Raw genomic sequence first — 23,597 nt, 5'->3', positions numbered from 1 at the left:
ACACAGTGCGTCTTTAGTGCTTCCAAACCAATTGACGCTGAGTTAGCTTCACTTCGGCGGTAAGCGCGCACCATTATAGCAAGCCGCTTTGGGGGAGCAGAGATGAAAGTATTCAAAACGCTTTTGACAGCGGGAGCCTTTTCTATGACAGCAGGGCTAGTGCTTGCTCAAGGCACCGGGTCTGAAGGCTATTTCCAGATCTACAACAACACCGGTGGCAACGTTGCGATTGGCTTTTACACAAACGATGGCAACGGCTGGAGTGACAATTGGCTGGAGGCTGAACTCGCTCCGGGCGAAAATGGAGCCGCTGAATTTACAGCAGACACCGGCAATTGCGATCAGGTGTTTCAGGTTGGCTGGTTGGGCGAGGATGGCAGCGAAGTCATGGATGAGCCGATCTCCATCGACATTTGCGCTGCGAGCAACGTGTATCTCGACGACAACGAGATTTACTACGACTGACGATACAGCCCGGGTCTCCTTGGCCCAGGCCGCTTTTTCTGGAATCTGCTACACGTAAGGCCATCCCTTGCGATCACTGCGGTTTCCGGGCCCACACCAAAGTGGTCATGCCCGGGATCATTTCGCGGGTGTTCACATCCTCGAAGCCTGCCGCCTCCATAAGATCTGAGACATAGTCGCTGGTGATCGATTTGGCATGCGGGTTGAAAGCGGTGTGCTGCAACTGCCACAAGGCTGCAAGCTTCGGCCCCGTGCGCTCACCGCTTACCATGAAATCATGCACCATGAAGTGCCCGCCAGGCGGCAGGGTGACCATGGCGTTTTTGACGAGACCCGGGATCGCCTTTCCCGGCACGCCTGAAAACAGGTAGGACATCAAAACCGCGTCCGCCTCTGCCGGCCAGACATCGTCGAGGGCATTGCCGGGCTGATACCAAACCCGATCGGACAGCCCTGCCTTCTTGATGAACTCTTCACCGACCTTCGCCACATTTGGGAAATCTAAAATAGTGGACTTCAGCTCGGGATACGCTTCGCACAATGAAATCGAAAACGCACCTGTCCCGCCACCTACATCCAGCAGAGACCGCGTCTGCGACAAATCAACGAGCTTTGCCAGCGTTCGCCCCGGCCCTAGAGAACCGGCATGCTGAGACTGGGAGTACAGCCGCGCCTCGTCGGCATCGCTGAACCATTGCGCATAGGAAGATACCTGATCCGGTGCCAAGTTGTCCGTCAGTGCGTCATTGAGCTGCGTCAGGAATGGGTACATTTGCCGATCGATCTGAAACCGCAAATAATCGCCAAAGGCATATTTTCGGCCTGTGACTAGAAAGGCATCTGCAGCCGGCGCATTTTTGAAACGGCCGTCATCGGCTTCGACAAGACCAAGTGTGTTCAACGCCGTTAAAAGTGTTGTCGCCCGATCGGAATCCAATCCGGTTTCCGCCGCCACTTCGTCTGCAGCCAGCTCTTTGTCCGACAGTGCCGAAAACAAATCGACATGGAGAGCGGCAAAGAGGGCTTTCGACCCCATAAAACCAAAAGCAATTTCAGAAATTTGCTCTGCTGTCTCCAATGGTTGCTTCGCCATAAAAGTCCCTTCAATAGTATAAAATTTCGCCGCCAAAGAATATAATCCCTGGTGGCTTGAAAATATTTGGCTACGGCTCGTCATTATACGACCACAACAGGAATTAGCAAATCTACCATAATAGGCAGACAATCGAATACATTTTCCTCATTTGCATCAAATCCGAATACATTTTTCAGTTCGAGCGCCATTTGCTCGCCCGCCGAACAATTCCCTCCGTTCATGTAGCCTGAAGTGTTGAAATTGCTTGTTAATTACGCAGTCAACCGATCAAAAAGCACTCGCTGGCCGGCGGGTGTTGAACTAGGTTCCGCGCATGGATGAGCGCCTGCATTTTGAGGATTTTATCGAGGGTCAGATTTTTCAACTCGGAGAGAAATCGGTCACCCGGGCTGAACTGACGTGCTTTGCAAGAGATTATGATCCGCAACCCTTCCATCTTGACGAAGAAGCGGCACGTCATTCCATATTGGGCGGCCTAGCCGTCTCCGGGTGGCATACCGCCGCGATCGCCATGCGCCTTCTCGCTGACGGGTTACTTAACCGCAGCGCCAGCCAAGGCGCGCCTGGTGTCGATAAATTGAGATGGCTCAAGCCCGTATTGGCTGGGGACGTGGTTCAAGTGGAGACGGCTGTAGTTTCAAAAAGGCCGCTTGCAACGCGCCCATCCCTCGGACTCGTCTATTTTAAAATGACCGTTCTGAACCAGCGCGAAGAACTCGTAATGACACAGGAAAATCCAATCCTCTTTTTGCGCAGGGCCTCCAGAGCATGAGTTTGTTTTTTGATGATGTCGAAATCGGTGATGAGCTGGTGCTGGGCTCATTTACGTTCAGCACCGAAGAAATCATCCAGTTCGCAACACAGTACGATCCGCAGCCATTCCATTTGAGCGAGGCAGAAGCGGCCAAAACCCATTTCAAAAGGCTCTGCGCTTCGGGATGGCATACAGCTGCGATCTACATGAAACTGCTCGTGTCGAAGAACCAGCAACTCATTGAGGAACGCAGGGCATCAGGAGAGCCGGTTGCCGAATTTGGGCCCTCACCGGGCTTTGATGGTCTGAAATGGCTCAAGCCGGTTTATGCGGGCGACACCATTACTTACAAACGAATAGTCACAGGCAAGACTGAGAGCCGCAGCCGTCCACGCTGGGGGCTAATCCACGCCGAGAATCATGGTCAAAATCAAAAAGGCGAAGCGGTCTTTTTTTTCAAGAGCACAGTGTTTGTCGAGCGGGCAAACAGATCCGAAGCCACGACCGGCCACTTAGGCGGATAAATGGCGCCACGCCGTTAAAGCGATCGGGCAAACAGGATTTCGTCGCGGATTTCGATGCCATAGTCGCCGCGCAGCGGAATTTCAGGCTTTTGCTCGCGTTCTTTGTCTATAACGCCTTGCGCAACGCGTTCAAACCGGAAACCACGTCGCTGATAAAACCGGAAAGCATCAAGATTGTCGTTGGACGTGCGAACCGTTAGCCGCTTGATGCCCGACGCGCGGGCATCGTCAACGACCGCATCGAGAAGCAGCGTTCCTGTTCCGCCCCAACGATAAAGCGAGTCGAGCGTCAGGATTTCCCATTCGCTCTGGCGCTTGATCAAGGTTACGAGCCCTACCAGCCCCTGATCGGCAATAGCCGCAAAACCGGGAAGCCGGGACGCATCTACCATTTCGCCATCCAGCAAAATCTCCGGCCCGGCCCAGCGGGCAGTCAATAGCTGGCGCACGGCTTCATGGTCGTCGTCTTCGAGGGGCCGGATGGTGACGCTCATGACTAGATCCCTATCGCTCAAACAGACGGTCCGACATTGGCGTCCGCCCCTGCCATCCGGCGCGCTGAAGCTCCGGCTCAATATGCTCTTCCTCGGGATATCCGAGGCAAAGATACCCGATAAACTGCCAAGTATCTGGAATGTTTAGTGCCTTATGAATAGCGGCGGGGTCAAGTATCGAAACCCAACCAACACCGATACCCTTGATGCGTGCTGCTAGCCAGAGGGTCTGCACCATACCAACGACAGAGTAGGCCATGGTCTCCGGCATGGTTTGCCGCCCAAGTCCATCGCCCTGATGCGTATTAGGGTCACAAAACACGGCAAGATGCTCCGGAGCTTCTCTCAGCCCGGCGAGTTTGAGCGTATAATACAAGGAGGCGCGTTTTTCACCATAGGCACTCGCGGCCTTGGCATTTTCGTTTTCAAACGTCTCTGCAACAGTCCTGCGAGCGTCAGAACCGCGCACACGTACGATGCGCCAGGGTTGGCTGTTGCCGACGGACGGGGCCAGATCGGCCTGCTCAAGAATGTTCAGAAGTTCGCCGTGTGCGATTGGATCGGTCTTGAAACGCCGCACATCCCGGCGCCATGTCAAGAGTGTCTTGAACACCCGTGCGAAGTCGTCGGTAAAGACCGGCGCCGACTCCTGCAGCGTCCTATTGTTAGTGCCCTGGGAATTCGACAAGGGTTCGCACCGGAACGTCGAGAGCCTCAAGTTTCGACCGCCCGCCAAGCTCCGGAAGATCGACGATAAAACAGGCAGCCACAATGTCCGCTCCAATAGACTGCAAGAGCTTGCAGGCAGCTTCCGCCGTGCCGCCCGTTGCAATTAGATCATCAACGACGATGACCTTGTCGCCCGGCTTGATCGCATCCTTATGCATCTCCATTTCATCAAGGCCATATTCAAGCGAATAGGCGATACGGACGGTGTCGTGCGGCAGCTTGCCTTTTTTGCGAATCGGCACGAACCCAGCAGAAAGCTGATGGGCGACGGCGCCGCCCAAAATGAACCCGCGCGCTTCGATACCGGCAATTTGATCCACTTTTGAGCCGGCCCACGGCTGCACAAGGGCGTCGACCGCGCGCCTGAATGCCCGCGCATCACCAAGCAGAGTGGTGATATCCCGGAAGATAATCCCTTCTTTGGGGTAATCCGGGATGGTCCTGATCGCGTCAATCAGTTCCTGTTGAACGGACTTCTCGTTCATCCCTCATGTCTCCTTGTAAGAATCGGGATTTGCCAGCGGCCGTGTTGAGGCACACAGCCGCCGCTTATAGCAAGCGACGGCTGAAACCCATAGCCTTTTACAAAGCCCTCAGGCCTGGACCAGTATCCGGCGGGCAACGGCGTCAAGTTTGGAAACGAGCTCCGGATCACGCGCGTCCGGAGCGGTGAGCACGGCGTGATCGAGAGCGGTGTCCGACCCGACAGGGCACGCAGGGCGCTCTTTTGGAAAGTCTTTTGCCAAACGGCTTACAAGACGCTGCGCATTGCTGGCATTCTCGTGCAGTACCTTCACGATCGCCTTGATGTCGACGGACCCGTGGTCCGGATGCCAACTGTCGTAGTCTGTAATCATCGCGATGCTCGCATAACAAATTTCGGCCTCGCGGGCGAGTTTAGCCTCCGGCATATTCGTCATCCCAATCACATCACAGCCCCAGCTGCGATAGAGTTCACTTTCAGCTAGAGACGAAAACTGCGGACCCTCCATGACCAGATATGTCCCTCCCCGGTGATAGGACAGGCCTTCCGCCTTTGCAGCTTTTTCAATAGAGTCGGCAAGATTGGGACTAATCGGTGCAGCGACCGACACGTGCGCAACAAATCCCGATCCGAAGAAGCTCTTCTCACGGGAAAAGGTACGGTCAATAAACTGATCAACCAAAACGAACATGCCCGGCGCCAAATCTTCACGCAGTGAACCACACGCAGACACAGACACCAGGTCGGTTACCCCGCAGCGTTTCAAGACGTCAATATTGGCGCGGTAATTGATCGTCGAAGGTGAGTGAACATGGCCTCGGCCATGACGCGGAAGAAAGACTGTTTTCAATCCATCGATGTAGCCGATACGAACGCTGTCTGAAGCATCACCCCAGGGGCTTTCGACCCAAACCCACTCCGCATTTTCAAGGCCAGGCAAGTCGTAAACCCCCGACCCCCCAACCACACCCAACACTGACTTCACCATGCCCGACCCCGAATTTTTTTGACAAAGAAATCCGCTAACATGCGGCTCAGCAAGCTGCAACTTTCGAGACCGGTCAAAACAAGAAGGGCCGCTGGAAACAACCAGCGGCCCTTAGAAAGCAACTCGGTGAAAACAAAAGCGTTTAGTGCTTCACGTTGCGCCAGAGGCTCTTCATCGTGAAATAAAGCATTCCAGCGAACACAATCAAAAAGATCATGACACGGAAGCCCATCTTTTTCCGGTCTTCCAGATGCGGTTCCGCAGCCCACATCATGAATGCCGCCACATCCTTAGAGTATTGTTCCACCGTCATCGGGGTTCCATCGGTGTATTCGATCGAATCCGGATAAAGCGGCGGGGCCATGGAGATAAACTGGCCGGCCAAGAACGCGTCGTTGTAATACTGGCCAACGGGCACTTCCATACCCTCTGGCGGCTCTACGTACCCGGTTAGCAGCGAGGTGATGTAGTCGGGGCCCTGTTCTGCATATTGCGTGAAGGCATCGAATACGAACCACGGAAAACCGCGATGTGCTGCGCGGGCCTTGGCGAGAAGCGAGAAGTCCGGCGGATAAGCCCCATTATTCGCTGCCCGGGCGGCCTGCTCGTTCGGGAACGGAGACGGGAACCGGTCAGCAAGGATCGCAGGGCGGTCGAACATGTCGCCGAAATCGTCCGGACCATCTACGACGGTGTATTCCGAGGCGATTTGCTTCGCTTCATCCTCGGAAAAGCTAGGACCACCGTTCTCCGCAAGGTTGCGGAAGGCAACCAGGCGCAGACCATGACACGCTGAACAGTTTTCCCGGTAGACTTTAAAGCCACGTTGAAGCTGCGCGCGGTCGAAGGTTCCGAAAGGCCCAGAGAAGGACCATTGGTACCGGTCTACGTGCGGCTTGTGGTCACCTGCAGCAAGGGCAGGCGCGGCCACCGCAAGCGCTGCGGCGGCCGTAAATGCACGAACCATTTTGATCATGGTGCTCATTTTCTTATAAAACTCCTGATCGGTCCGTCGTTATTTCGTTTCCGGCGCAGCAGCTGCACCTGCCGGCATCCCAGCGCCACCGCCATTTTCCTTCAACACGGCTTCTGAGATCGATGCCGGGAGCGGCAACGGTTTCTCGAGGAAGCCGAGCAGTGGCAGGATGATCAAGAAATGCGCGAAATAGTAGGTCGTGCAGATCTGTGACAGGATCACATAGATCCCTTCCGCCGGCATCGCTCCGAGGTAGCCGAGTGCAACCGCGTTCAGAGCGAAGATCCAGAAGAACTGCTTGAACAACGGCCGATAGGCACCAGACCGGACCTTCGACGTGTCGAGCCATGGCAGGACGAACAGGATCGCAATCGCACCGAACATCAGTACAACACCGCCAAGCTTGTCCGGAACTGCACGCAAAATTGCGTAGAATGGCAGGAAGTACCATTCGGGAACAATGTGTGCAGGGGTTACAAGCGGATTAGCTTCGATGTAGTTGTCTGGATGCCCCATGTAGTTCGGGCTGTAAAACACGAACCATGCAAAGAACACAAAGAACACAACGATCGCAAACGCATCCTTGATTGTGTAGTACGGATGGAAGGGTACCGTGTCTTGCTTCGACTTTGGCTGCACACCCGTCGGATTGTTGTTACCAGTCGTGTGGAACGCCCAAACGTGCAGAATCACAACGCCGAAGATCATGAATGGCAGCAAATAGTGAAGAGAGAAGAAGCGGGTCAAGGTCGGGTTGTCGACCGCAAAGCCGCCCCACAACCACGTCACGATGCTCTCACCAACCAGCGGCAGGGCCGAGAAAAGATTGGTGATAACCGTAGCGCCCCAGAAGGACATTTGCCCCCAAGGCAGAACGTAGCCCATGAACGCCGTTGCCATCATCAATAGGAAGATGATTACGCCCAGGATCCAGGAAATTTCGCGCGGCGCCTTGTATGAACCGTAATACAAGCCACGGAAAATATGGATGTAGACGGCGATAAAGAACATCGACGCACCGTTTGAGTGCAGGTAGCGGATCAACCAGCCAAAGTTAACGTCTCGCATGATGCGCTCAACGCTGTCAAAGGCTTGAGCCGTGCTGCCGATGTAGTGCATTGCCAACACGATACCGGTCAAGATCTGGGAAACCAGAATGACCGCCAGAATACCGCCAAAGGTCCAGAAATAGTTCAGGTTCTTCGGCGTCGGAAAGTCGACGAATGAACCGCGAATGAGCGATATGACGGGCAAACGGCTTTCAAGCCACTTTGCTCCCGCGCTCTGCGGTACGTAATTGGAATGTCCAGCCATGGCTTTCTCCTCGAATCCTAGCTGTTATCCGACCCGGATCGTGCCGTCGGACACAAACTCGTAAGGCGGAATGAGCAAATTCTCCGGAGCCGGACCTTTGCGAATACGTCCAGCGGTGTCGTAGTGGGACCCGTGACACGGGCAGAACCAGCCGCCGAACTCGCCAGCGTCGCCGATCGGCACACATCCAAGGTGTGTACAGATGCCAACCTGAATAAGCCACGGCTCTTGGCCTTCTGCGCCACGGTTTTCGTCCGTGGCAGGCGCGTCGGCCGGCAAATTTGCGTTCCGGGCCAGAGGGTCTGGAAGACTGCTGACCTCGACTTCTTTTGCCTGCTCGATTTCAGATGCGGTGCGGTAGCGGATGAAAACCGGCTTACCGCGCCATTGAACTGTGATCGACTGACCTTCTTGGACCGAAGAAACGTCTACTTCGATAGAAGCCAGTGCGAGTGCGGCAGCGTCTGGGTTCATCTGATCGATGAACGGCCACACGACTGCGCCAGCGCCAATGACGCCCATGGCGCCAGTTGCGATATAGAGGAAATCGCGGCGGGTAGGTTCCGCCGTATCCGAATTTGCCAAGGTCGCGTCCTCTCGAAACCTGTTCAACCTGTGCCGAAAGCCCGCGCTGCAACCGCAGTCCTTCCGGAATGTCCAAAAGGATAGGCGGTTCAAGGCCGGGCTCAACGGGAACGCAGTGCGGCAAGTGCTCGCACCGTGTTCAAGCCGGTGTCTTTTTGCACCCTTCAAACGCCTTGTCCAGATCAACCATGGTTTCAAACCGCATATGTCGCAGGCAAATGCGGGGGTAATTCATTTTTTTGCCCAAATCGTCAAAAAGGGCACAGCATCTTTTCCGCTGCGCCCTTTAATCAAAGCGTGTGCGATGTAATTCAGGCGGCCTTAACCGGATCGAGAAACCCGCCCGACTGGTGGGACCATAGCTGAGCATACAAGCCGTTCTTGTCGAGCAAGTCCTGATGTGTCCCTTCCTCGATTATCCGGCCCGCATCCATTACGATCAGCCGGTCCATGGCAGCAATTGTTGACAGCCGGTGGGCAATTGCGATGACCGTCTTGCCCTCCATCAGGTCGAAGAGGCTTTCCTGGATCGCGATCTCCACTTCGGAATCAAGCGCCGAGGTTGCTTCATCCAACACCAAGATCGGCGCATTTTTCAAAAGAACTCTTGCAATCGCGATCCGTTGACGCTGACCTCCGGACAGCTTTACGCCGCGCTCACCGACATGCGCCTCCAGCCCTGTGCGGCCGGCCGGATCTGACAGACCTTCAACAAATTCGAGTGCATGCGACTTGCGCAGCGCTTCGCGTACCATTTCCTCATCAACATCTGGACGTCCATAGGCCACGTTTTCGAAAATTGACCGATGCAGCAACGAAGTATCCTGTGTCACTACACCGATATTGGCCCTCAAATCGTCCTGTCGGACATGCTTTATATCCTGACCGTCGACCAGCACACGGCCGCCTTCGAGGTCATAGAAACGCAGCAACAGGTTGACCAAGGTCGATTTCCCCGCGCCAGAGCGGCCGATCAAACCGATCTTCTCACCAGGCCGGATTGAGAGGCTTAGCTCCTCAATCACTCCCGCGTCCTTGCCGTAGTGAAACCGGATTCGTTCGAACTGAACGGCGCCCTGCTCCACAACAAGCGGCTTCGCGTCCGGTAAATCGACCACGTCCCGCTCGCGCGAGATGGTGTTGATGCCGTCCTGAACTGTCCCAACGTTCTCGAAAAGACCGGACACTTCCCAAAGGATCCACTGCGACATGCCCTGGAATCGCAAGACCAATGCAACGGCGACCGCGATTTCACCCGTTGTCACCTGCCCGCGCTGCCAAAGCAGGATGGACAGAAGCCCGGTTGCGAACAAAAGCAGCATGTTGATGGTGGTCAACGTGATGTTCATGCCCGTTACGAGCCGCATCTGGGAGAACACGGTTTTCAGGAAGTCCATCATGGACCGCTTGGCATACTCCTCTTCGCGGGCCGCGTGTGAGAACAGCTTGACTGTCGAGATGTTCGTGTAAGCGTCCACCACGTGTCCGGTCATCACAGACCGAGCATCTGCCTGATCCTTCGAGACATCTTTGAGGCGGGGCACGAAGAACCGGATCACAGCCAGATAGCAGATCAGCCAGGTCATGAAAGGGATCACAAACACCCAGCTCGCCTCTGCAACCACAAACAGACCAGCCGTGAAATACACTCCGACATAAACAAGGATGTCCGCAATCCGAGTGACTACCTCTCGGACTGCGAGGGCCGTCTGCATCAGTTTGTTTGCAATCCGCCCAGCAAAGTCATTCTGGTAAAAAGACACGCTTTGGCGAAGCAAATAACGATGCACCCGCCAACGCACCGACATTGGATAAGTCCCCATCAAGCCCTGATGGAAAATGATCTCAAAAAAGGCACTGGCGACCGGCAATAAAATGAGAATGACAATTCCCATCCAAAGCAAGCGCCAGCCGTTGTCGGCAAAGAACGTTTCCGGGTTTTGATCGCCCAGCCAGTTCACCAGATCCCCAAGAAATGTGAAGACCATGACCTCGAGAACGGCAACAACCGCGCTTGTCAGCGAAACGCAAGCGAGAATTGGCCAAACGGGCTTTGTATAATACCAGCAGAAGCCCCAAAAACTCTTGGGCGGAACGTCAAGTTCCTTATCCTCAAATGGATCGATCAGATTTTCGAATTGCTTATACATTGCGAACCTTTCCCATCCGGACAAGCGTCGCGGATGCTTCCAGGATGGTTTCATCTTCGCCCTGGGGCTCGGTTTTTGGCACTCGCCACACATATACCGGTTTTGAGACCAGAAGCGCAGCTACAAGCGCGCTGAGCAGAGCAAAAGAGAAGACCGCTGTACCGATCAGCAGGTCAATGATATGGGCTGTGAAGCCAGCGGAGCGCATTGCGCTTCCTTTCGTGATGACAGTTTCAATTTGACCAAGCTCATGAATGAGCATTGGGACATAAAAAAGGGCTGTGACGATGACCAGCGCGAACAGAAATCGTGCTGCCACAAGCGCCAAACGCCTTGCGAAAAAGCGCGCACCCACCGGCTCCGGCCGAATGGGAAGCTGAACATCGGAGCCGTTCTCATCGGAAAACGGGTCCATAGGAAATCGAGCAGACATCTGGTGTCTCCGAAATAGTGTTTCATGATCGACGGGACCTGAACACGCCTCATGGCGTGCAGCGCGCTGTAAAGAAGCGCTGCTTACGGTCGCCCGTCGGGGTAATCTAGAGTGAGGCGAACCGGCTCCGGTTGCGGTGACGGTTTTGCCGATTGTTTGAACCGAGCTCTATCATGTGCACCGTATTGCGCCCGTGTTTGAGGGGCTTCATAGCGGTCCATGTCCCGCGATGCGACGATGGCACTGGCAATGAAACTCACGATCGCAAAGGCGACAATCGCCGTGCCAAAGAACAGTTCACCAAGATGCCCTGCGAACTGTGCAGGGACCATGGCGACGTCATCGACCACAACGGCATTCAAACGCGCGAGCACCTGAATGAAGACGGGAATGAAGAACACAACCGCCAAACAGAGCACAGCAGCCAGGAAAATAGCGATTGTTGCCAAAGCGCATTTCAAACACCCAGCAACACTGCACAGGTAAAGACCGCTTTGCAGTCCACGGAAAGGCACGTTCGGCAATGCGAACGGGTCCAAGGGATAACGAGCAGACATCGGATCTCTCCGAAAAGATTTTTCGAGACGACGCCGGCAGGACACATCGAAGAGTGATGTGCAGCTCACATGGTGACAAAGTCGGTTGGCTTGGGCCGAACGTCAGGGCAATTTTAGAGTGAAAGGCGTTGGCGCTAGGACTGCGCTGAACCGGACACAAGGGCGCTATGCGAAGCTAGAAACGTCGGAAAATTCATATGCACCCTCCCTGATAACGTGTTGGCGAGATGATAAAAGATTGCACGTTGCAACCTGCGAGGTCATGTGTGCCCCTTAAAGCGCGAAAAGAAAACCCCTAAAAACAGCAACTCAGTCTGAAAAAGCACACTGTTGCCACAACGCAACAGCCTGCACGCCCTACGATGCCAGTTTTTTCTGCCCGGCTTTTGTCTCCTCACCATGGCCGTTCTGCACGAGCTTTGCGGCCTCGTGCAGTGGCATGGGTACACCATAGGCATAGCCCTGAATAACTGGGCATCCCATCTCTTTTAAAAGGTCGATCTGGGTCTCGGTTTCGACACCTTCTGCAACGGTTTGAAGGCCGAGATTGTGGGCAAGATCAATCATGGATTTGACAATGCGCTGATCAGTAGAACTCTTGTCGATTTCACTAATCATGGACCGGTCGATTTTCACGATGTCCACGGTCAGACGAGAAAGGTGATAAAGGCCCGCATACCCGGTTCCAAAATCATCCATGGCAATTTGGAAGCCGGTTTTTGAAAGCTCATTTAATGCTTCCGGCACCGTGACGTCATCAGGCTTCAAAAGCGTATTTTCCAGAAGTTCCAGCACCACCCATTCCGGTTTCAGCTCCCTTTGAAGAACGTTGTCCAATAGATCGAGCGGAAATGCCGGGTCTCGCAAACTCGCCTCTGACACATTTATCGACATCTTGATTGGAACGTTCGACTGGTTTCTCAGCAGCTTAAGTGCCTCCAATCCCTTTTCCATCGCGACCCTGTCAATGCCCAGCATCTGCCCGGTTTCCTCCGCGACAGAAAGAAAATGTCCTGGCCCCAGTACACCCCGTTCTGGATGCTGCCAGCGGATTAGGGCCTCAAAGCCGGAGATCGCATTGTGTCTGAGTGAGAATTGAGGCTGCAGAACTACAAACAACTCGTCGCGTTCGAAGGCCAGACCCAAATCCCGGCGCGTTTCCTGCCAGGAATCGTGTGCCTGCCCCATGGCGTCTGTATAAAGGCACAACCGGTTCCGGCCGTTACGTTTCGCCTGATAAAGCGCTACGTCCGCACGGCGGATCAGATCTTGAGCCGTGGCATCTCCGCGCCGGCCAACAGCCAGCCCTATACTTGCCGGCGCCTGAAGCGGACGCCCTTTCCAGTCGATCGCCTCGTTCAGACCGACGAGAATGCGTTTTGCAGCTTCCACGAGTGCATCTTCGCTTTCCAAAGCCGGAAGCACCACAACAAATTCATCTCCACCGATTCGGGCAACCAACCCCTTGGGCCGAATGATATTGCTGATCGTCTTTGCGACATGAACAAGGACCGCATCTCCGGCGTCATGGCCCAAGCTGTCGTTGATCGACTTGAAGTGATCCAGGTCGGCATGGATCACACCTAGGAAACCGCAGTCCCCCACAGCGCCTTTAAGTTGCTCATCGAGGTAGGCAGTTAATCCACTCCGGTTTGCGGCACCGGTTAGAGCGTCTTCTTCGGCCTGACGTTTAAGATGGTGACGCGCCTCTAGAAGAGCATTTTCCCGCTCAACCTGTTCGGTCACATCGCGGGCAATGACAATGATCTTGCTGTCGTCCTCACGGGCACCTGGAACAATGGCGAAAGTAAGTTGGTTCCAGAACAGAGTTCCATCCTTGCGTCTGTTAAGCACAAGTTCGTCGCTACCTGTTTTCAAGGTTTTTAGGTCGTAGCGGAACTGTGAGATTTCCAGCGGGTCGAGTTGACCATCAGGTGCAAGAATAAATTCTTGCGGCCGGCGCCCCTTAATCTCCTCTGCAGTATACCCGCTAATGCGGCTGTACGCCGGGTTGCACCATTCAATCCTGCCATAAACGTCTTGGATAATCAGACCCTCATGCACATTCTCGACAACCATCTGGAGAACGGCAGGGTCATAGTCCGTGCCGGCAGTTAGGTATGCACGGATGACGCGCTTTGCCCGGATCCAAAGCAATACGGAGGCGAAGAGGCACACTCCACCAAGCACCGGAAGCAAGACTGATACAAGAGTTTCACCCAATGTCTGCCGAAACCTTTACACCCCGCAAAACACCAAGCGAAGCTGGCAGAAACACCTTAACGCTTCGTCACATTTGAGCAGAAAAATCCTCAATAGTAGGATTTTTGCGGGATGCCGCGAAGGGTCGGTCAGGCCGCACGGATGCTTTGAAGAAACTCGCCAACCTGTTTCTCAAGCGACTTCGACAAATCAGTCAGATCGGTCGCAGCATTGTGCATTTCAGAAGTTGCCGCACGGCTGACATTCATCGCATCGGACAGCGACGATACGTTATCGATAACCTCTTCAGAACTGGTGTTTGCCTGCGCAGCGCTCGTACCGATCTCATTTGTCGCTACGGACTGAGCTTCAACAGCATTTCGTATTGCATCGGAAATTTCGCTGATCCGGTCAATTGTTTCCGCAATCGACTTCATTGCCTCTTCGGACTGGACAGACACTTCCTGCACAGACGCAACCTGGGCTGAGATATCTTCAGTGGCTTTGGTGGTTTGTTCAGCCAGAGCCTTGACCTCGCTCGCCACCACGGCAAACCCCTTCCCAGCCTCCCCGGCCCGAGCAGCCTCAATTGTCGCGTTTAGCGCGAGGAGATTGGTTTGGCTGGCGATTTGGCTGATCAGCTCAACAATTTCGCCAATCGCACGCCCGGTCTCAGACAACCGGCTAACAATTTCGTCGGTTTTGCGCGCTTCTTGAACCGCTTTAGCAGCAACATCGGCGGCCTGATCGACATCCGAACTGATTTGGCCGATCGACCGGGCAAGGGTCTCCGCGGCCGTCGACACCGAAGCGACCGACTGGTTTGCTGCTGAGGACGCTTCCTCTACAGCCTCAACAGATCCCATGGAGGTTTCAACGACCCTGCCGAGGTTGTCGGAGTTTGATCCGACAGACCCCGCGGCCTGCGAAAGTTTGCGCGCCACACCAAACACGGATCTTTCAAAGTCATCCGCAATCGCGCGCATCAATTCTCCGCGCTCGTGCTCTGCCTGTTTTTGCTGCTCAACCTGCTGTTCGGCCTCTTCTTTCGCGCGCGCGGCAAGTTTGGTGCGGAATTCGGTTACGCAACGTGCAATCGCGCCAATTTCATCGCCGCGTGCAGTTCCGGCAATTTGAATGTCCAGATCACCATCAGAGAGCTTTTGCAGTCCCTTCTGCAGCCGGTCCAAAGGACGTGCGAGACCAACAGCCAAGAATACTGCCAACGCCAAAAACGCAATGCCTGCAGGTGTACAGGCAAGTGCGATGGTCACGATCTGATCAAGGATAAGGTCATCGACTTTTCCGACAGGATTGGACGCCACAAAGCTTTGTGCCATCTCGGTTGAACCGAGACGTTCGATAAGCGCCTGACGGAACGAATAAAAGGCAAAACCGGTCCCACCCATCATAATGACCAATGCGGTGACAACCATAATGACAAAACGGCCTTGAATTGAAAGTGTCACTAAACTGACCCAGGCTGACAAAGATTGAAGCGCAACAACGCTCACCTGGCCATCATCACCTGCAGCGCGTAAAAATATAGTAACCGCAACCCTCAGCAAAATTGCGTATCAAAAATTGAAAATCTACACCTTGCAAGTCTCTTGACGCGTCAGCTTGTGATCGCGCGGGTGATCAGAAAGCCAGCACATGCTGACACCGCGCCGAGGAAAGTGCCCCACAGAACGTCAACAAATACAACGATCACGGGCCAGCCTTTGAGAGTTGCGTAGTTTGTCACGTCGTATGTGGCGTAGGTAAAGAAGCCGAACAGTGCACCGAGCAAAACAGCAGAAACAATCGATTCACTTTTCAGCGCCGGAGACACTGCGAAGATGACTATCCCGACGACATAAATAATGTAAAACGCGCCGGCTGCCGCTAAATTCGGCTTATCCATTAACAAATGCCCAATTCTGTCAAAATAAAATCGGGTCGCGACCTGTGTCAGCCAAACATAGTCAATTGCAAGAAACACAATGGCGGTTGCAATATAGGCGATAACATATTGGATCATGGAAACTCCTGGGCGGAACTGTATTGACTTACGCGCCCTCCGATCGCCTAGATCATTTGCCCGAACACCATGTGGGCTCAGTGACCGGTATCATTATTGAACCACGGAAGGGCTCTTGTGTTCCGGAAGGAATCCGCCGGACTGACGCTGCCAAAGCTGATGGTAGAGGCCGTCTGTTTCCAACAACAGGTCCGCGTGCGTGCCCTGCTGAACTATGACCCCGTCATCAATGACGATCAGCCGGTCCATCTCTGCAATCGTCGACAGACGATGTGCAATAGCGATGACAGTCTTCCCATGCATCATCGCTTGAAGATTTTCCTGGATGGCATTCTCGATCTCGGAATCGAGAGCGGAGGTCGCTTCATCAAGAACCAGGATCGGTGCGTCCTTTAAAAGCACCCGGGCGATTGATATGCGCTGGCGCTGCCCGCCAGACAACTTGACACCGCGCTCACCGACATGAGCATCAAAACCACGGCGGCCCCTTTGGTCGAACAGATCTTCGATGAATTCGAGGGCATGGGCACGGAACGCAGCCTCACGCATCTTTGCTTCGCTCGCATCGGGCTTGCCGTAGAGCAGATTTTCCCGGATTGAGCGGTGTAGAAGCGAGGTATCCTGCGTCACCAGTCCAACAGCATGGCGTAACGACTGCTGACTGACTGTTGAGATATCCGTGCCGTCGATCAAGATGCGCCCGCTCTCCAGATCGTAGAAGCGCAGCAGAAGGCTCACCAGTGTCGTTTTGCCTGCGCCGGAAGGGCCAACAATTCCAACCCGCTCTCCGCTTTCGATCGACAAGGACAGGCTGTCGATCAAACCACCTTCTTTTCCGTAGTGAAACCGGATTTTATCGAATTCGATCGCACCACCGGAAACGGTGAGATTGCCTGCCCCTTTAGCATCAACGACCTGGACGGGTTTGACGATCAGTTCCATGCTGTCCTGCAGCGTTCCAAGGTTTCGGAACAGGGCATTGAGCTGGCCCAGCATTCGGTTTAGCAAAAGATTGAGCCTGAGAACCAAGCCAAGCGCAAAGGCAACATGTCCAACGCTGATTTGGCCCTGCTGCCAAAGCATTAAGGCAAGTCCAGAGATCAGCACGATCATCGACCCGCTGACAAAAGACATGGTGGCCCGGACGGCAGTCAGGGTCCGTGTGAAGTCTTTCAAGGTCGAGAGAAATTTTCGATAGGCAGCCAAAACCCCTTGGTTTTCCTCACGGCGCGAACCAAAAAGCTTAACAGTCTGGATGTTTGTGTAAGTATCAACGATGCGACCGGTCACGCCGGAATTGGCATTGGCGACGGTTTTTGCCTTTGACCGGATCCGCGGAATAAAAAAACGCGCGATGATGCCAAAAGCGGCCAGCCACAGGGCAATGACCGCTCCAAGACGCCAGTCCAACTCAGAAACAAGAATGAGTGCCGCGATAGCATAGACGAAGATATACCATGCGGTCTGAAGCAGCGTGATCATGAAATCGCCGGCAGACTGGCCAGCCTGCCAGACTTTTTGCGAAATCCTGCCTGCAAAGTCTTCGTTAAAAAACGACAGGCTCTGATCCATGACCGCCTGATGAGACTGCCAGCGAACCAAATTGAAAAACGACGGGACGACGGTCTGTTCTTCGACCAGCGCGGTAAACAATGTCACGAGTGCTCGGACAACCAGAACGACAAACGCCATAGCCAGCAAAGTCGGACCGTTTTGTGCAAAAAAGTCGGGTTTCGCCCCTTCATTGAGCATGTCGACAATATCGCCGATGAACGTATAGAGCGATGCCTCAATGATCGCTGTGAGGGCTCCTAGCACCAGCATGAGCACGAACGGCCACCGCACCTGGCGAACGAAATAAAGCAAAAAACGCAGAACGCCGTCCCGCGGCATCGGTTCTGGGCGGTCCTGAAATGGCTCGATCCAACCCTCGAAAAGTGAAAATAGCGATCTCAAACAGATCTCCTGATCACAGCGTCAATCAAATTCAGGCCCCGACTGCTGGTTGCGGGCAAGAAATGACAAGGCCCGCAGCCGGTGCTAAAGGCCGTGTAAAAGCTCAACTTCAAATCACCATGGAACATATGCCGGATATCGCACTTTACCAGCCTGATATTCCCCAAAACACCGGGACAATCCTGCGCATGGCCGCCTGTATGGGGGTGACAGTGCGCGTTATTGAGCCAGCAGGTTTCCCACTATCAGATCACGCCCTGAAGCGTGCTGGCATGGACTATCTCGAGCGGGCGGCCATGATCCGTCATGTTTCTTATGACAACTTTCAAGATTGGTGCCGCGAAAGCGGGCGTCGGCTTGTCTTGATGACCACCAAGGGCTCGGTCAGCTATAACGGCTTTCAATTCGAGGCAGACGACATATTACTGTTTGGACGCGAGTCCGTCGGAGTGCCTGACACCGTTCAGGAGGATGCGGATAAGCGGGTGAAAATCCCCATGACGCCAGGCATGCGATCGTTAAACGTTGCTGTATCGGCCGCAATGATTTTAGGGGAAGCGCTGCGGCAGACAAACCTATTTCCGCCCATGGCCGGGGAGGCCTGTTGAGACCCTTGCGTCAAGAAGCACTGGCCAAACCGATTGGTAGATTTTAAGAATCTACAACCTGCGTTCGAAACGAAAGAAGTGATAGATGACTGCACCAGCATTCGAAGTCCGTGGCGGCCCTGTACCTGCCGCAATAGCAGACAAGAAAAACACCGCGGAAAGCTGGTTTCAGAGCCTTCGTGACAAGATCTGTCAAGCCTTCGAAAGCCTAGAAACGGAGATAGGTGATCTGGGCGGCCCCTATTCGGACATGGAAGCCGGGACATTCGTCAGAACACCTTGGGACAGGACAGACACAACCGGCGGAAAGGGCGGCGGCGGTGTTATGTCGATGCTTCATGGCCGGGTGTTCGAAAAGGCAGGCGTCCATACTTCAACCGTTTTCGGAGAGTTTTCGCCCGAGTTTCGCGGTCAGATCCCCGGTGCTTTGGAAGATCCGCGATTTTGGGCATCGGGCATCAGCCTAATCGCGCACCCGCACAATCCCAATGTTCCGGCCGTCCACATGAACACCCGGATGGTCGTGACAACCAGGCAGTGGTTTGGCGGTGGAGCTGACCTGACGCCCGTGCTTGATGCAAGGCGCACACAGACCGACCCTGACACGATCGCGTTTCATGCGGCCATGCAGGCCGCCTGTGACGCACATGAGGTCGCGGATTATCCCGGCTATAAAAAATGGTGCGATGAATATTTTTATTTAAAACACCGTGATGAGCCGCGTGGAATTGGCGGCATTTTTTATGACTATCTAAATAGCGGTGATTGGCAGTCCGACTTTGACTTCACAAAGGACGTTGGCGAGCACTTCTTGGACATATATCCAAAGCTGGTGCGGGCAAATTTCGAAAAAACTTGGACTGAGGGCCAACGCGAGGAGCAACTTGTTCGCCGCGGACGCTACGTTGAGTACAATCTGCTATACGACCGCGGGACCATTTTCGGCCTCAAAACCGGGGGCAACGTTTCCTCAATTCTGTCGTCAATGCCGCCGGTTGTGAAATGGCCCTAGAAACGCGGGTCATCATGCGCTCCTGCTGAGACTTTCAGAGGCAGCATCTTCGGGGATGCGCTGAACACCGGCAAATTCTGTTGTTACAACAAGCGGAACAAACTTGGCGAGCAATTGCTGGTCAAGTTTGGAGCCAAGTGATTTCATTGCGGCTACAGCGGCACGTGGCGGCAGGCTGTCCTTGTAGGAGCGCGCCTCGATCAGTGCACAAAAGATATCGCAAATCGTCACAATACGCACATATTGGTCTATGTCCTTGGCCTTCAGGCCATTTGGATATCCTGTTCCATCCAGATATTCATGATGTTGAACGGCAATTTTCTTCAGCTCGCGCGGAACCTCCAGGCGGGTCTTGAGGATTTCACGCCCGAATTCGGGATGCTTTTTGATCAATGCCCGCTCACTGTCGGTTAGATCCCCTGGCTTTTCCAGGATGCTTATCGGGATCTTCATTTTTCCAATGTCATGCAGCAGACCGCCCGCCACAACCGTTTCCTGGTCGGCTGCGGATAGATCCATGGCCTGGGCAAGAGCACTTGCGAAACCTGCAACCATCATTGAGTGACGGCATGTATGGCTGTGATGAAGCTGAACCGCCCGCAACCAATTGCCAACGCCCTCCCGCGAAACGAGCTCTCCGATACTTTTCGCAGATTGCACCAACATGCGTACGGGCATGTTTGACGAAGAAACAGTGGACAGAAAAATTTCATCCATTGTGCGTGTAACTTGTTGGAAAGCCTCCCGTACCGCGCCCGGCAAGTCATCTGGATACTCCACATGGCTTTGATCGCCCAGTTTTTCGCGGATCTTACGTATCAGTTGGTCTACGTCGCTCGCCCGGTCAAAAAGGTCGACTGTGCAGATGGACGCAGCTTGCACCACTTCACGTCGGTCGGCGGTATCGACGATTGCGATAACAGGCAATTGCGCAAATGATTTCGCCGCTCGCTTGAGGTTTTTGATGCCGTCAGGGGTAGCCCGGCACATGTCGATAACAACAAGCGATGCGTCGCCGATTGCGCGTTCACTCACGCCGGACATATCCGCGAGCCGCGCCTGAAAAAACAATGGCAGTTTTCTCAGGAGCGAAGTTTCGGTTAGTTTGCCGTCGGCGATCAGGACGATTTCCATTCAAGGACCTGTTTTCTGCACGCTAGTGGAGAAAACTTAGCCCAAACAGCCTAAAGAATAATTGATATAGCAGACGTTTGAGCGACACCGCCGCGGCCGCTGCGCAGAACGCGTCACTAAAGTAATTCCAAAAGCTCTGTTTTCGAAAGCCTGAAGTCGGAAGCACGCCACCGGCTGCGCAAGTGCTCTAGCGTTCGACCGAGATCAGGTCCGGGTGTCAAACCGGCCCCAAGCAGATCATTTCCGGCGACCGGAAAGACCGGAACATCCAGGCTGCGGAGCGAATCGAGCGCTGCTGCGAAACTATGCTCGTCGAACTTTGCGCCGGCATTGGCCCGAGTACGCGCCCAGATCATCAAGAGGCCATCAATTGCTGCCTGCCGGCCGACATCCACCAATGCCTCACGCAAGTGACGGGGCTGAAGCGACGGCTCCAAGAACGATGTCGCTTTCAACGCAGAAGCCACGCGCTTTCGGTCAAGGTTTGAAAGCCGGAATCGGTCTGCAACACGATGAAGGTCTTCCGAAACGAAACCTGCGAGAACAGTGAAACAAAGTGGGGGGTGGCTGGCTTCTTCCGCATATTCGTCGAGGCTCCGCAAGGCTGCGAAGTCCGCGGTCCGCGATATGCCCCCCGTGGTTATTTCCAGAAGACCCCGGTCCTCCATTTCCTGAATACAGTACGGAGCCTCCCGTGCACTCACGAGCTTTTTCATTTCTGCGCCAATGCGTTCTGCAGACAAATGGCGAAGCCCATCACGCTGGCGGGCACACGCATCAAGGCCCTCAGGGTCTAAAGGCCCGGTACCATAAGCCGCGTGCATCCTAAAAAACCTTAGAATACGAAGATAATCCTCGCGAATGCGCTGGTCTGGATCGCCAATGAAGCGGACGATACCGGCCCTGCAGTCTGCAAGCCCACCGAGGGGATCGAACAGCCTACCATTCCTGTCTGCGTAAAGCGCGTTGAGCGTGAAATCCCGCCTTTGGGCGTCCAGCCGCCAATCAGTGCCGAAATGAACGCGCGCCTGGCGCCCAAATGTTTCGATATCCTGGCGAAGTGTCGTGAGCTCATAGGGAACGCCCTCACTGATCACTGTAACGGTTCCATGGTCAATCCCGGTTGCAACCGCCTTTAAACCTGCAGCCTGTACGCGGTCCACAACCGCTTTGGGCACTGCCGTCGTTGCAATGTCGATATCGCTGACAGGTTGCCCCAAGATCGCGTTGCGCACTGCACCACCGACGGCCCGTGCCCGGTCACCATCTTGTTCAACGGCTTCAAACACTCTTTGTATGCCCGGGGCAAACAACCACGGCGCATCTTGCAGACGGTTCATAAATCACTCGTATCCGCCGGGGACAAACACTCCGTCGCGCATTTGAGAAGGTCGGTATTCTGTGCCTTCTGGCATTTGCTTGAAACTTGCGAAAAATACTAGACCTCCAAGCACCAGCACAAGCCCGGTGAGGGCTAGCCACGGCATGGGGCCTGCCTGCCAATTTTCTTTGGTTTGCGCTTTTTTCTTCAAAAACAGGTAAACCGCATACCCGATAAATGGAAGCAGGAATAAAACCAGATGCGATAGGACAACTCGGATCATTAAGGGTACACCGTTTCATAAAGGGAACGAATTATGCCTGCGGTCACGCCCCAGATGTACCGGTCTCCAAACGGCATAGCATAAAAGTATCGGCACTTTCCGTCCGATACGAGGCTTTGTTTTTGATGTTGCATGGGATCCATCAGAAAACTCAGGGGGACTTCGAAAACCTCTGAAACTTCATCTGGATTCGGCCGTACCGGTTGATCCGGTGCGACCTCGGCAACGACCGGGACGACCTTGTAGCCGGAACCGGTCAGATACGGCGGCATTCTCCCGAGTGGACACACGGCAGATGGCGGCAAACTGATTTCTTCTTCGGCTTCACGCAGCGCTGCAGCGACAGCGCTTTCGTCGGCTTCGTCAACTTTCCCGCCAGGAAAAGCAATTTGGCCGGCATGTGAAGACAAGTGCCCTGTACGGAGTGTCAGTATGACCGTGGGCTCCTTTGCGCGCGCCACAATCGGGATCAACACAGCGGCGTCGCGAGGTGGGCCACTCCACCTCGCATAGGGTGGGAGGTCCGGATTGAGAACGTGATCACCCGTATCGCGGGTCAAGTCGGGCGATACGCCACCAGAAAAAGTCGATCGAATTTGCTCCAGAATGTCTCTGTTGCCTCGGTGTCTGTGGGAAGTGTCTTCGGGTTTCAATATTTCAGCCATTGACTGACCGTATCCTGTTTTTACCGGAAAACGGTGCTTATTCAGGCGTTCCGGGAGCCGCGAAAAACTCACCACCGCTCCAAACCCCGGTTTTGTCCGTGCCGCCAACGTCCGCAGTCTCAAAAAGCTCGGCCAACTCGTAAAGCAGCGGTCTTGAGAGCAACGCCTCCAAGCGCCCCCGGACAAGGACGTATGGCTTCAAGCCGCCGTTTTTTGGGTCTTCGACGAATCGGAGCGGATGATCGCCGCCAATTTCCACAACATCACCGACATTTGTTCGCAAGACTAGCATCTGGTTGGCGCCGCCACCGTCCTTGTGCATTTCGACGCCTAGGAAAGGCGCGTCCTCAACGGTAATGCCTATCTTTTCGACAGGGGTCACAAGGTAGGTTTTGCCGTCTTCATCTTTGCGCAAGACGGACGCGAATAGCCGCACCAGAGCGTCCCTTTGTATCGCACTCCCCAAATAAGACCAGGTTCCGTCGGAAGCGATCCGGATATCCAGATCACCGCAAAAAGGCGGATTCCAGAGCTCGACAGGTGGCGCGGCGCGCGGGTTACTGCCTGCCCGCTCGATCAATGCGGTCAACCCGGATGGCAGCCCCTTCAACTGCTCAAGAGTTTCAGCACCGCTGTCAGTCGGATTGTTTTCTCGATTTGCAGGCTTGTGATTGTTGGTCAATTTCACCTCATAAATTCAAACTTTAAAAGCACCGCAGGCCCACAAAAAGCCGGAGAGAACGAGCTATTTACGAACACAAATTACCGCTCCGCCTCTGTCTCGCAAAATTTTCCGACTTATGTAGCCACGATTAAGATGCAAGAGTACCAGTTCATCGCCAGG

Annotated in this window: 25 protein-coding genes; 5 read left to right on the top strand and 20 right to left on the bottom strand. The window is 54.3% G+C overall.

The genetic code is table 11. The features are described 5' to 3' along the window. Positions 1-102: 102 nt before the first annotated feature. Positions 103-465, top strand: a complete 363-nt coding sequence (locus JM93_RS13780; RefSeq protein ID WP_145344343.1) for a hypothetical protein — start codon at positions 103-105, stop codon at positions 463-465. Positions 466-538: 73 nt separating this feature from the next. Here JM93_RS13780 and JM93_RS13775 read toward each other — a convergent pair whose 3' ends face one another. Continuing rightward, entirely contained in the window at positions 539-1,558 is a 1,020-nt protein-coding gene (locus tag JM93_RS13775; RefSeq protein ID WP_145344341.1) for a methyltransferase, read from the bottom strand. A gap of 316 nt (positions 1,559-1,874) precedes the next feature. Between JM93_RS13775 and JM93_RS13770 the strand changes: the two genes are divergently transcribed. Together JM93_RS13770 and JM93_RS13765 are read left to right on the top strand one after the other, a co-directional pair. Continuing rightward, positions 1,875-2,333, top strand: a complete 459-nt coding sequence (locus JM93_RS13770) for a MaoC family dehydratase (RefSeq protein WP_145344339.1) — start codon at positions 1,875-1,877, stop codon at positions 2,331-2,333. Beyond that, entirely contained in the window at positions 2,330-2,839 is a 510-nt protein-coding gene (locus tag JM93_RS13765) for a MaoC family dehydratase (RefSeq protein ID WP_145344337.1), read from the top strand. The genes JM93_RS13770 and JM93_RS13765 overlap by 4 nt, the downstream gene beginning before the upstream one ends. Before the next feature lie 14 nt (positions 2,840-2,853). Here JM93_RS13765 and JM93_RS13760 read toward each other — a convergent pair whose 3' ends face one another. The 14 genes from JM93_RS13760 to JM93_RS13695 all read right to left on the bottom strand — a co-directional run bounded on the left by JM93_RS13760 (position 2,854) and on the right by JM93_RS13695 (position 17,730). After that, positions 2,854-3,333, bottom strand: a complete 480-nt coding sequence (locus tag JM93_RS13760) for a GNAT family N-acetyltransferase (RefSeq protein ID WP_145344335.1) — start codon at positions 3,331-3,333, stop codon at positions 2,854-2,856. 10 nt (positions 3,334-3,343) lie between these two features. Continuing rightward, on the bottom strand, positions 3,344-4,021 hold the full coding sequence (gene bluB / locus JM93_RS13755) for a 5,6-dimethylbenzimidazole synthase (RefSeq protein ID WP_244300841.1): 678 nt from the start codon (positions 4,019-4,021) through the stop codon (positions 3,344-3,346). Next, a complete protein-coding gene (locus tag JM93_RS13750; RefSeq protein WP_145344333.1) occupies positions 3,999-4,547 on the bottom strand; it encodes an adenine phosphoribosyltransferase in 549 nt (182 codons plus the stop codon). The genes bluB and JM93_RS13750 overlap by 23 nt, the downstream gene beginning before the upstream one ends. 108 nt (positions 4,548-4,655) lie before the next feature. Beyond that, on the bottom strand, positions 4,656-5,534 hold the full coding sequence (locus JM93_RS13745; RefSeq protein WP_155197544.1) for an S-methyl-5'-thioadenosine phosphorylase: 879 nt from the start codon (positions 5,532-5,534) through the stop codon (positions 4,656-4,658). Between the two features lie 142 nt (positions 5,535-5,676). After that, positions 5,677-6,519: a cytochrome c1 gene (locus JM93_RS13740; protein ID WP_145344331.1), complete on the bottom strand. Its 843-nt coding sequence runs from the start codon at positions 6,517-6,519 to the stop codon at positions 5,677-5,679. 30 nt (positions 6,520-6,549) lie between these two features. Beyond that, the gene (locus tag JM93_RS13735) at positions 6,550-7,824 is read right to left on the bottom strand and encodes a cytochrome b (protein WP_145344329.1); all 1,275 of its coding nucleotides are present in this window, start codon (positions 7,822-7,824) and stop codon (positions 6,550-6,552) included. Between the two features lie 24 nt (positions 7,825-7,848). Then, positions 7,849-8,409: a ubiquinol-cytochrome c reductase iron-sulfur subunit gene (petA, locus tag JM93_RS13730; protein ID WP_145344327.1), complete on the bottom strand. Its 561-nt coding sequence runs from the start codon at positions 8,407-8,409 to the stop codon at positions 7,849-7,851. Between the two features lie 311 nt (positions 8,410-8,720). After that, positions 8,721-10,559, bottom strand: a complete 1,839-nt coding sequence (locus tag JM93_RS13725) for an ABC transporter ATP-binding protein (protein ID WP_145344325.1) — start codon at positions 10,557-10,559, stop codon at positions 8,721-8,723. After that, positions 10,552-10,992 carry a hypothetical protein gene (locus JM93_RS13720; RefSeq protein ID WP_145344323.1) on the bottom strand — a complete coding sequence of 147 codons (441 nt, stop codon included), beginning with the start codon at positions 10,990-10,992 and terminating at the stop codon, positions 10,552-10,554. Before JM93_RS13720 ends, JM93_RS13725 begins: the two co-directional genes overlap by 8 nt. A gap of 83 nt (positions 10,993-11,075) precedes the next feature. Next, on the bottom strand, positions 11,076-11,549 hold the full coding sequence (locus JM93_RS13715; RefSeq protein ID WP_145344321.1) for a hypothetical protein: 474 nt from the start codon (positions 11,547-11,549) through the stop codon (positions 11,076-11,078). Positions 11,550-11,906: 357 nt separating this feature from the next. Next, complete coding sequence (locus JM93_RS13710; RefSeq protein WP_145344319.1) at positions 11,907-13,772, bottom strand: putative bifunctional diguanylate cyclase/phosphodiesterase; 1,866 nt, start codon at positions 13,770-13,772, stop codon at positions 11,907-11,909. A gap of 128 nt (positions 13,773-13,900) precedes the next feature. Then, on the bottom strand, positions 13,901-15,220 hold the full coding sequence (locus tag JM93_RS13705) for a methyl-accepting chemotaxis protein (RefSeq protein WP_208995166.1): 1,320 nt from the start codon (positions 15,218-15,220) through the stop codon (positions 13,901-13,903). Positions 15,221-15,369: 149 nt separating this feature from the next. Next, positions 15,370-15,774, bottom strand: a complete 405-nt coding sequence (locus JM93_RS13700; protein WP_145344317.1) for a DUF2177 family protein — start codon at positions 15,772-15,774, stop codon at positions 15,370-15,372. A 93-nt stretch (positions 15,775-15,867) separates the two neighbouring features. Beyond that, positions 15,868-17,730, bottom strand: coding sequence for an ABC transporter ATP-binding protein (locus JM93_RS13695; protein WP_425280826.1), 1,863 nt, complete (start codon positions 17,728-17,730; stop codon positions 15,868-15,870). A gap of 128 nt (positions 17,731-17,858) precedes the next feature. On the opposite strand from JM93_RS13695, the gene JM93_RS13690 reads away from it, so the two are divergent. Both JM93_RS13690 and hemF read left to right on the top strand, forming a co-directional pair. Further along, entirely contained in the window at positions 17,859-18,338 is a 480-nt protein-coding gene (locus JM93_RS13690) for a tRNA (cytidine(34)-2'-O)-methyltransferase (RefSeq protein ID WP_145344476.1), read from the top strand. Positions 18,339-18,423: 85 nt separating this feature from the next. Beyond that, entirely contained in the window at positions 18,424-19,350 is a 927-nt protein-coding gene (hemF, locus tag JM93_RS13685; protein ID WP_145344315.1) for an oxygen-dependent coproporphyrinogen oxidase, read from the top strand. 12 nt (positions 19,351-19,362) lie between these two features. Here the strand turns inward: hemF and JM93_RS13680 are convergent, their stop codons facing one another. The 5 genes from JM93_RS13680 to JM93_RS13660 form a co-directional block, all read right to left on the bottom strand. Then, a complete protein-coding gene (locus JM93_RS13680) occupies positions 19,363-20,484 on the bottom strand; it encodes an HD-GYP domain-containing protein (RefSeq protein ID WP_145344313.1) in 1,122 nt (373 codons plus the stop codon). A 116-nt stretch (positions 20,485-20,600) separates the two neighbouring features. Continuing rightward, positions 20,601-21,824 carry a CCA tRNA nucleotidyltransferase gene (locus JM93_RS13675; protein WP_145344311.1) on the bottom strand — a complete coding sequence of 408 codons (1,224 nt, stop codon included), beginning with the start codon at positions 21,822-21,824 and terminating at the stop codon, positions 20,601-20,603. A 3-nt stretch (positions 21,825-21,827) separates the two neighbouring features. Next, positions 21,828-22,088, bottom strand: a complete 261-nt coding sequence (locus tag JM93_RS13670; protein ID WP_145344309.1) for a DUF6111 family protein — start codon at positions 22,086-22,088, stop codon at positions 21,828-21,830. Then, complete coding sequence (locus tag JM93_RS13665) at positions 22,088-22,753, bottom strand: CoA pyrophosphatase (protein WP_145344307.1); 666 nt, start codon at positions 22,751-22,753, stop codon at positions 22,088-22,090. The genes JM93_RS13670 and JM93_RS13665 overlap by 1 nt, the downstream gene beginning before the upstream one ends. Before the next feature lie 37 nt (positions 22,754-22,790). After that, a complete protein-coding gene (locus JM93_RS13660) occupies positions 22,791-23,363 on the bottom strand; it encodes a DUF1285 domain-containing protein (RefSeq protein ID WP_425280827.1) in 573 nt (190 codons plus the stop codon). Between the last annotated feature and the right edge of the window lie 234 nt (positions 23,364-23,597).

The sequence above is a fragment of the Roseibium hamelinense genome, assembly GCF_007830545.1.
Taxonomy (GTDB): Bacteria; Pseudomonadota; Alphaproteobacteria; order Rhizobiales; family Stappiaceae; genus Roseibium; species Roseibium hamelinense.
Note: the sequence above shows the minus strand (reverse complement) of the source record. Positions and strands in the feature narration are given on the sequence as shown.

Coding starts and splice junctions, on each gene's coding strand:
- JM93_RS13700 (WP_145344317.1), bottom strand. CDS start 15,774: ATGATCCAATATGTTATCGCCTATATTGCAACCGCCATTGTGTTTCTT.
- JM93_RS13775 (WP_145344341.1), bottom strand. CDS start 1,558: ATGGCGAAGCAACCATTGGAGACAGCAGAGCAAATTTCTGAAATTGCT.
- JM93_RS13740 (WP_145344331.1), bottom strand. CDS start 6,519: ATGAGCACCATGATCAAAATGGTTCGTGCATTTACGGCCGCCGCAGCG.
- JM93_RS13765 (WP_145344337.1), top strand. CDS start 2,330: ATGAGTTTGTTTTTTGATGATGTCGAAATCGGTGATGAGCTGGTGCTG.
- JM93_RS13665 (WP_145344307.1), bottom strand. CDS start 22,753: ATGGCTGAAATATTGAAACCCGAAGACACTTCCCACAGACACCGAGGC.
- JM93_RS13680 (WP_145344313.1), bottom strand. CDS start 20,484: ATGGAAATCGTCCTGATCGCCGACGGCAAACTAACCGAAACTTCGCTC.
- JM93_RS13670 (WP_145344309.1), bottom strand. CDS start 22,088: ATGATCCGAGTTGTCCTATCGCATCTGGTTTTATTCCTGCTTCCATTT.
- hemF (WP_145344315.1), top strand. CDS start 18,424: ATGACTGCACCAGCATTCGAAGTCCGTGGCGGCCCTGTACCTGCCGCA.
- JM93_RS13750 (WP_145344333.1), bottom strand. CDS start 4,547: ATGAACGAGAAGTCCGTTCAACAGGAACTGATTGACGCGATCAGGACC.
- JM93_RS13780 (WP_145344343.1), top strand. CDS start 103: ATGAAAGTATTCAAAACGCTTTTGACAGCGGGAGCCTTTTCTATGACA.
- JM93_RS13715 (WP_145344321.1), bottom strand. CDS start 11,549: ATGTCTGCTCGTTATCCCTTGGACCCGTTCGCATTGCCGAACGTGCCT.
- JM93_RS13720 (WP_145344323.1), bottom strand. CDS start 10,992: ATGTCTGCTCGATTTCCTATGGACCCGTTTTCCGATGAGAACGGCTCC.
- JM93_RS13725 (WP_145344325.1), bottom strand. CDS start 10,559: ATGTATAAGCAATTCGAAAATCTGATCGATCCATTTGAGGATAAGGAA.
- JM93_RS13690 (WP_145344476.1), top strand. CDS start 17,859: ATGCCGGATATCGCACTTTACCAGCCTGATATTCCCCAAAACACCGGG.
- JM93_RS13735 (WP_145344329.1), bottom strand. CDS start 7,824: ATGGCTGGACATTCCAATTACGTACCGCAGAGCGCGGGAGCAAAGTGG.
- JM93_RS13770 (WP_145344339.1), top strand. CDS start 1,875: ATGGATGAGCGCCTGCATTTTGAGGATTTTATCGAGGGTCAGATTTTT.
- JM93_RS13760 (WP_145344335.1), bottom strand. CDS start 3,333: ATGAGCGTCACCATCCGGCCCCTCGAAGACGACGACCATGAAGCCGTG.
- JM93_RS13675 (WP_145344311.1), bottom strand. CDS start 21,824: ATGAACCGTCTGCAAGATGCGCCGTGGTTGTTTGCCCCGGGCATACAA.
- JM93_RS13745 (WP_155197544.1), bottom strand. CDS start 5,534: ATGGTGAAGTCAGTGTTGGGTGTGGTTGGGGGGTCGGGGGTTTACGAC.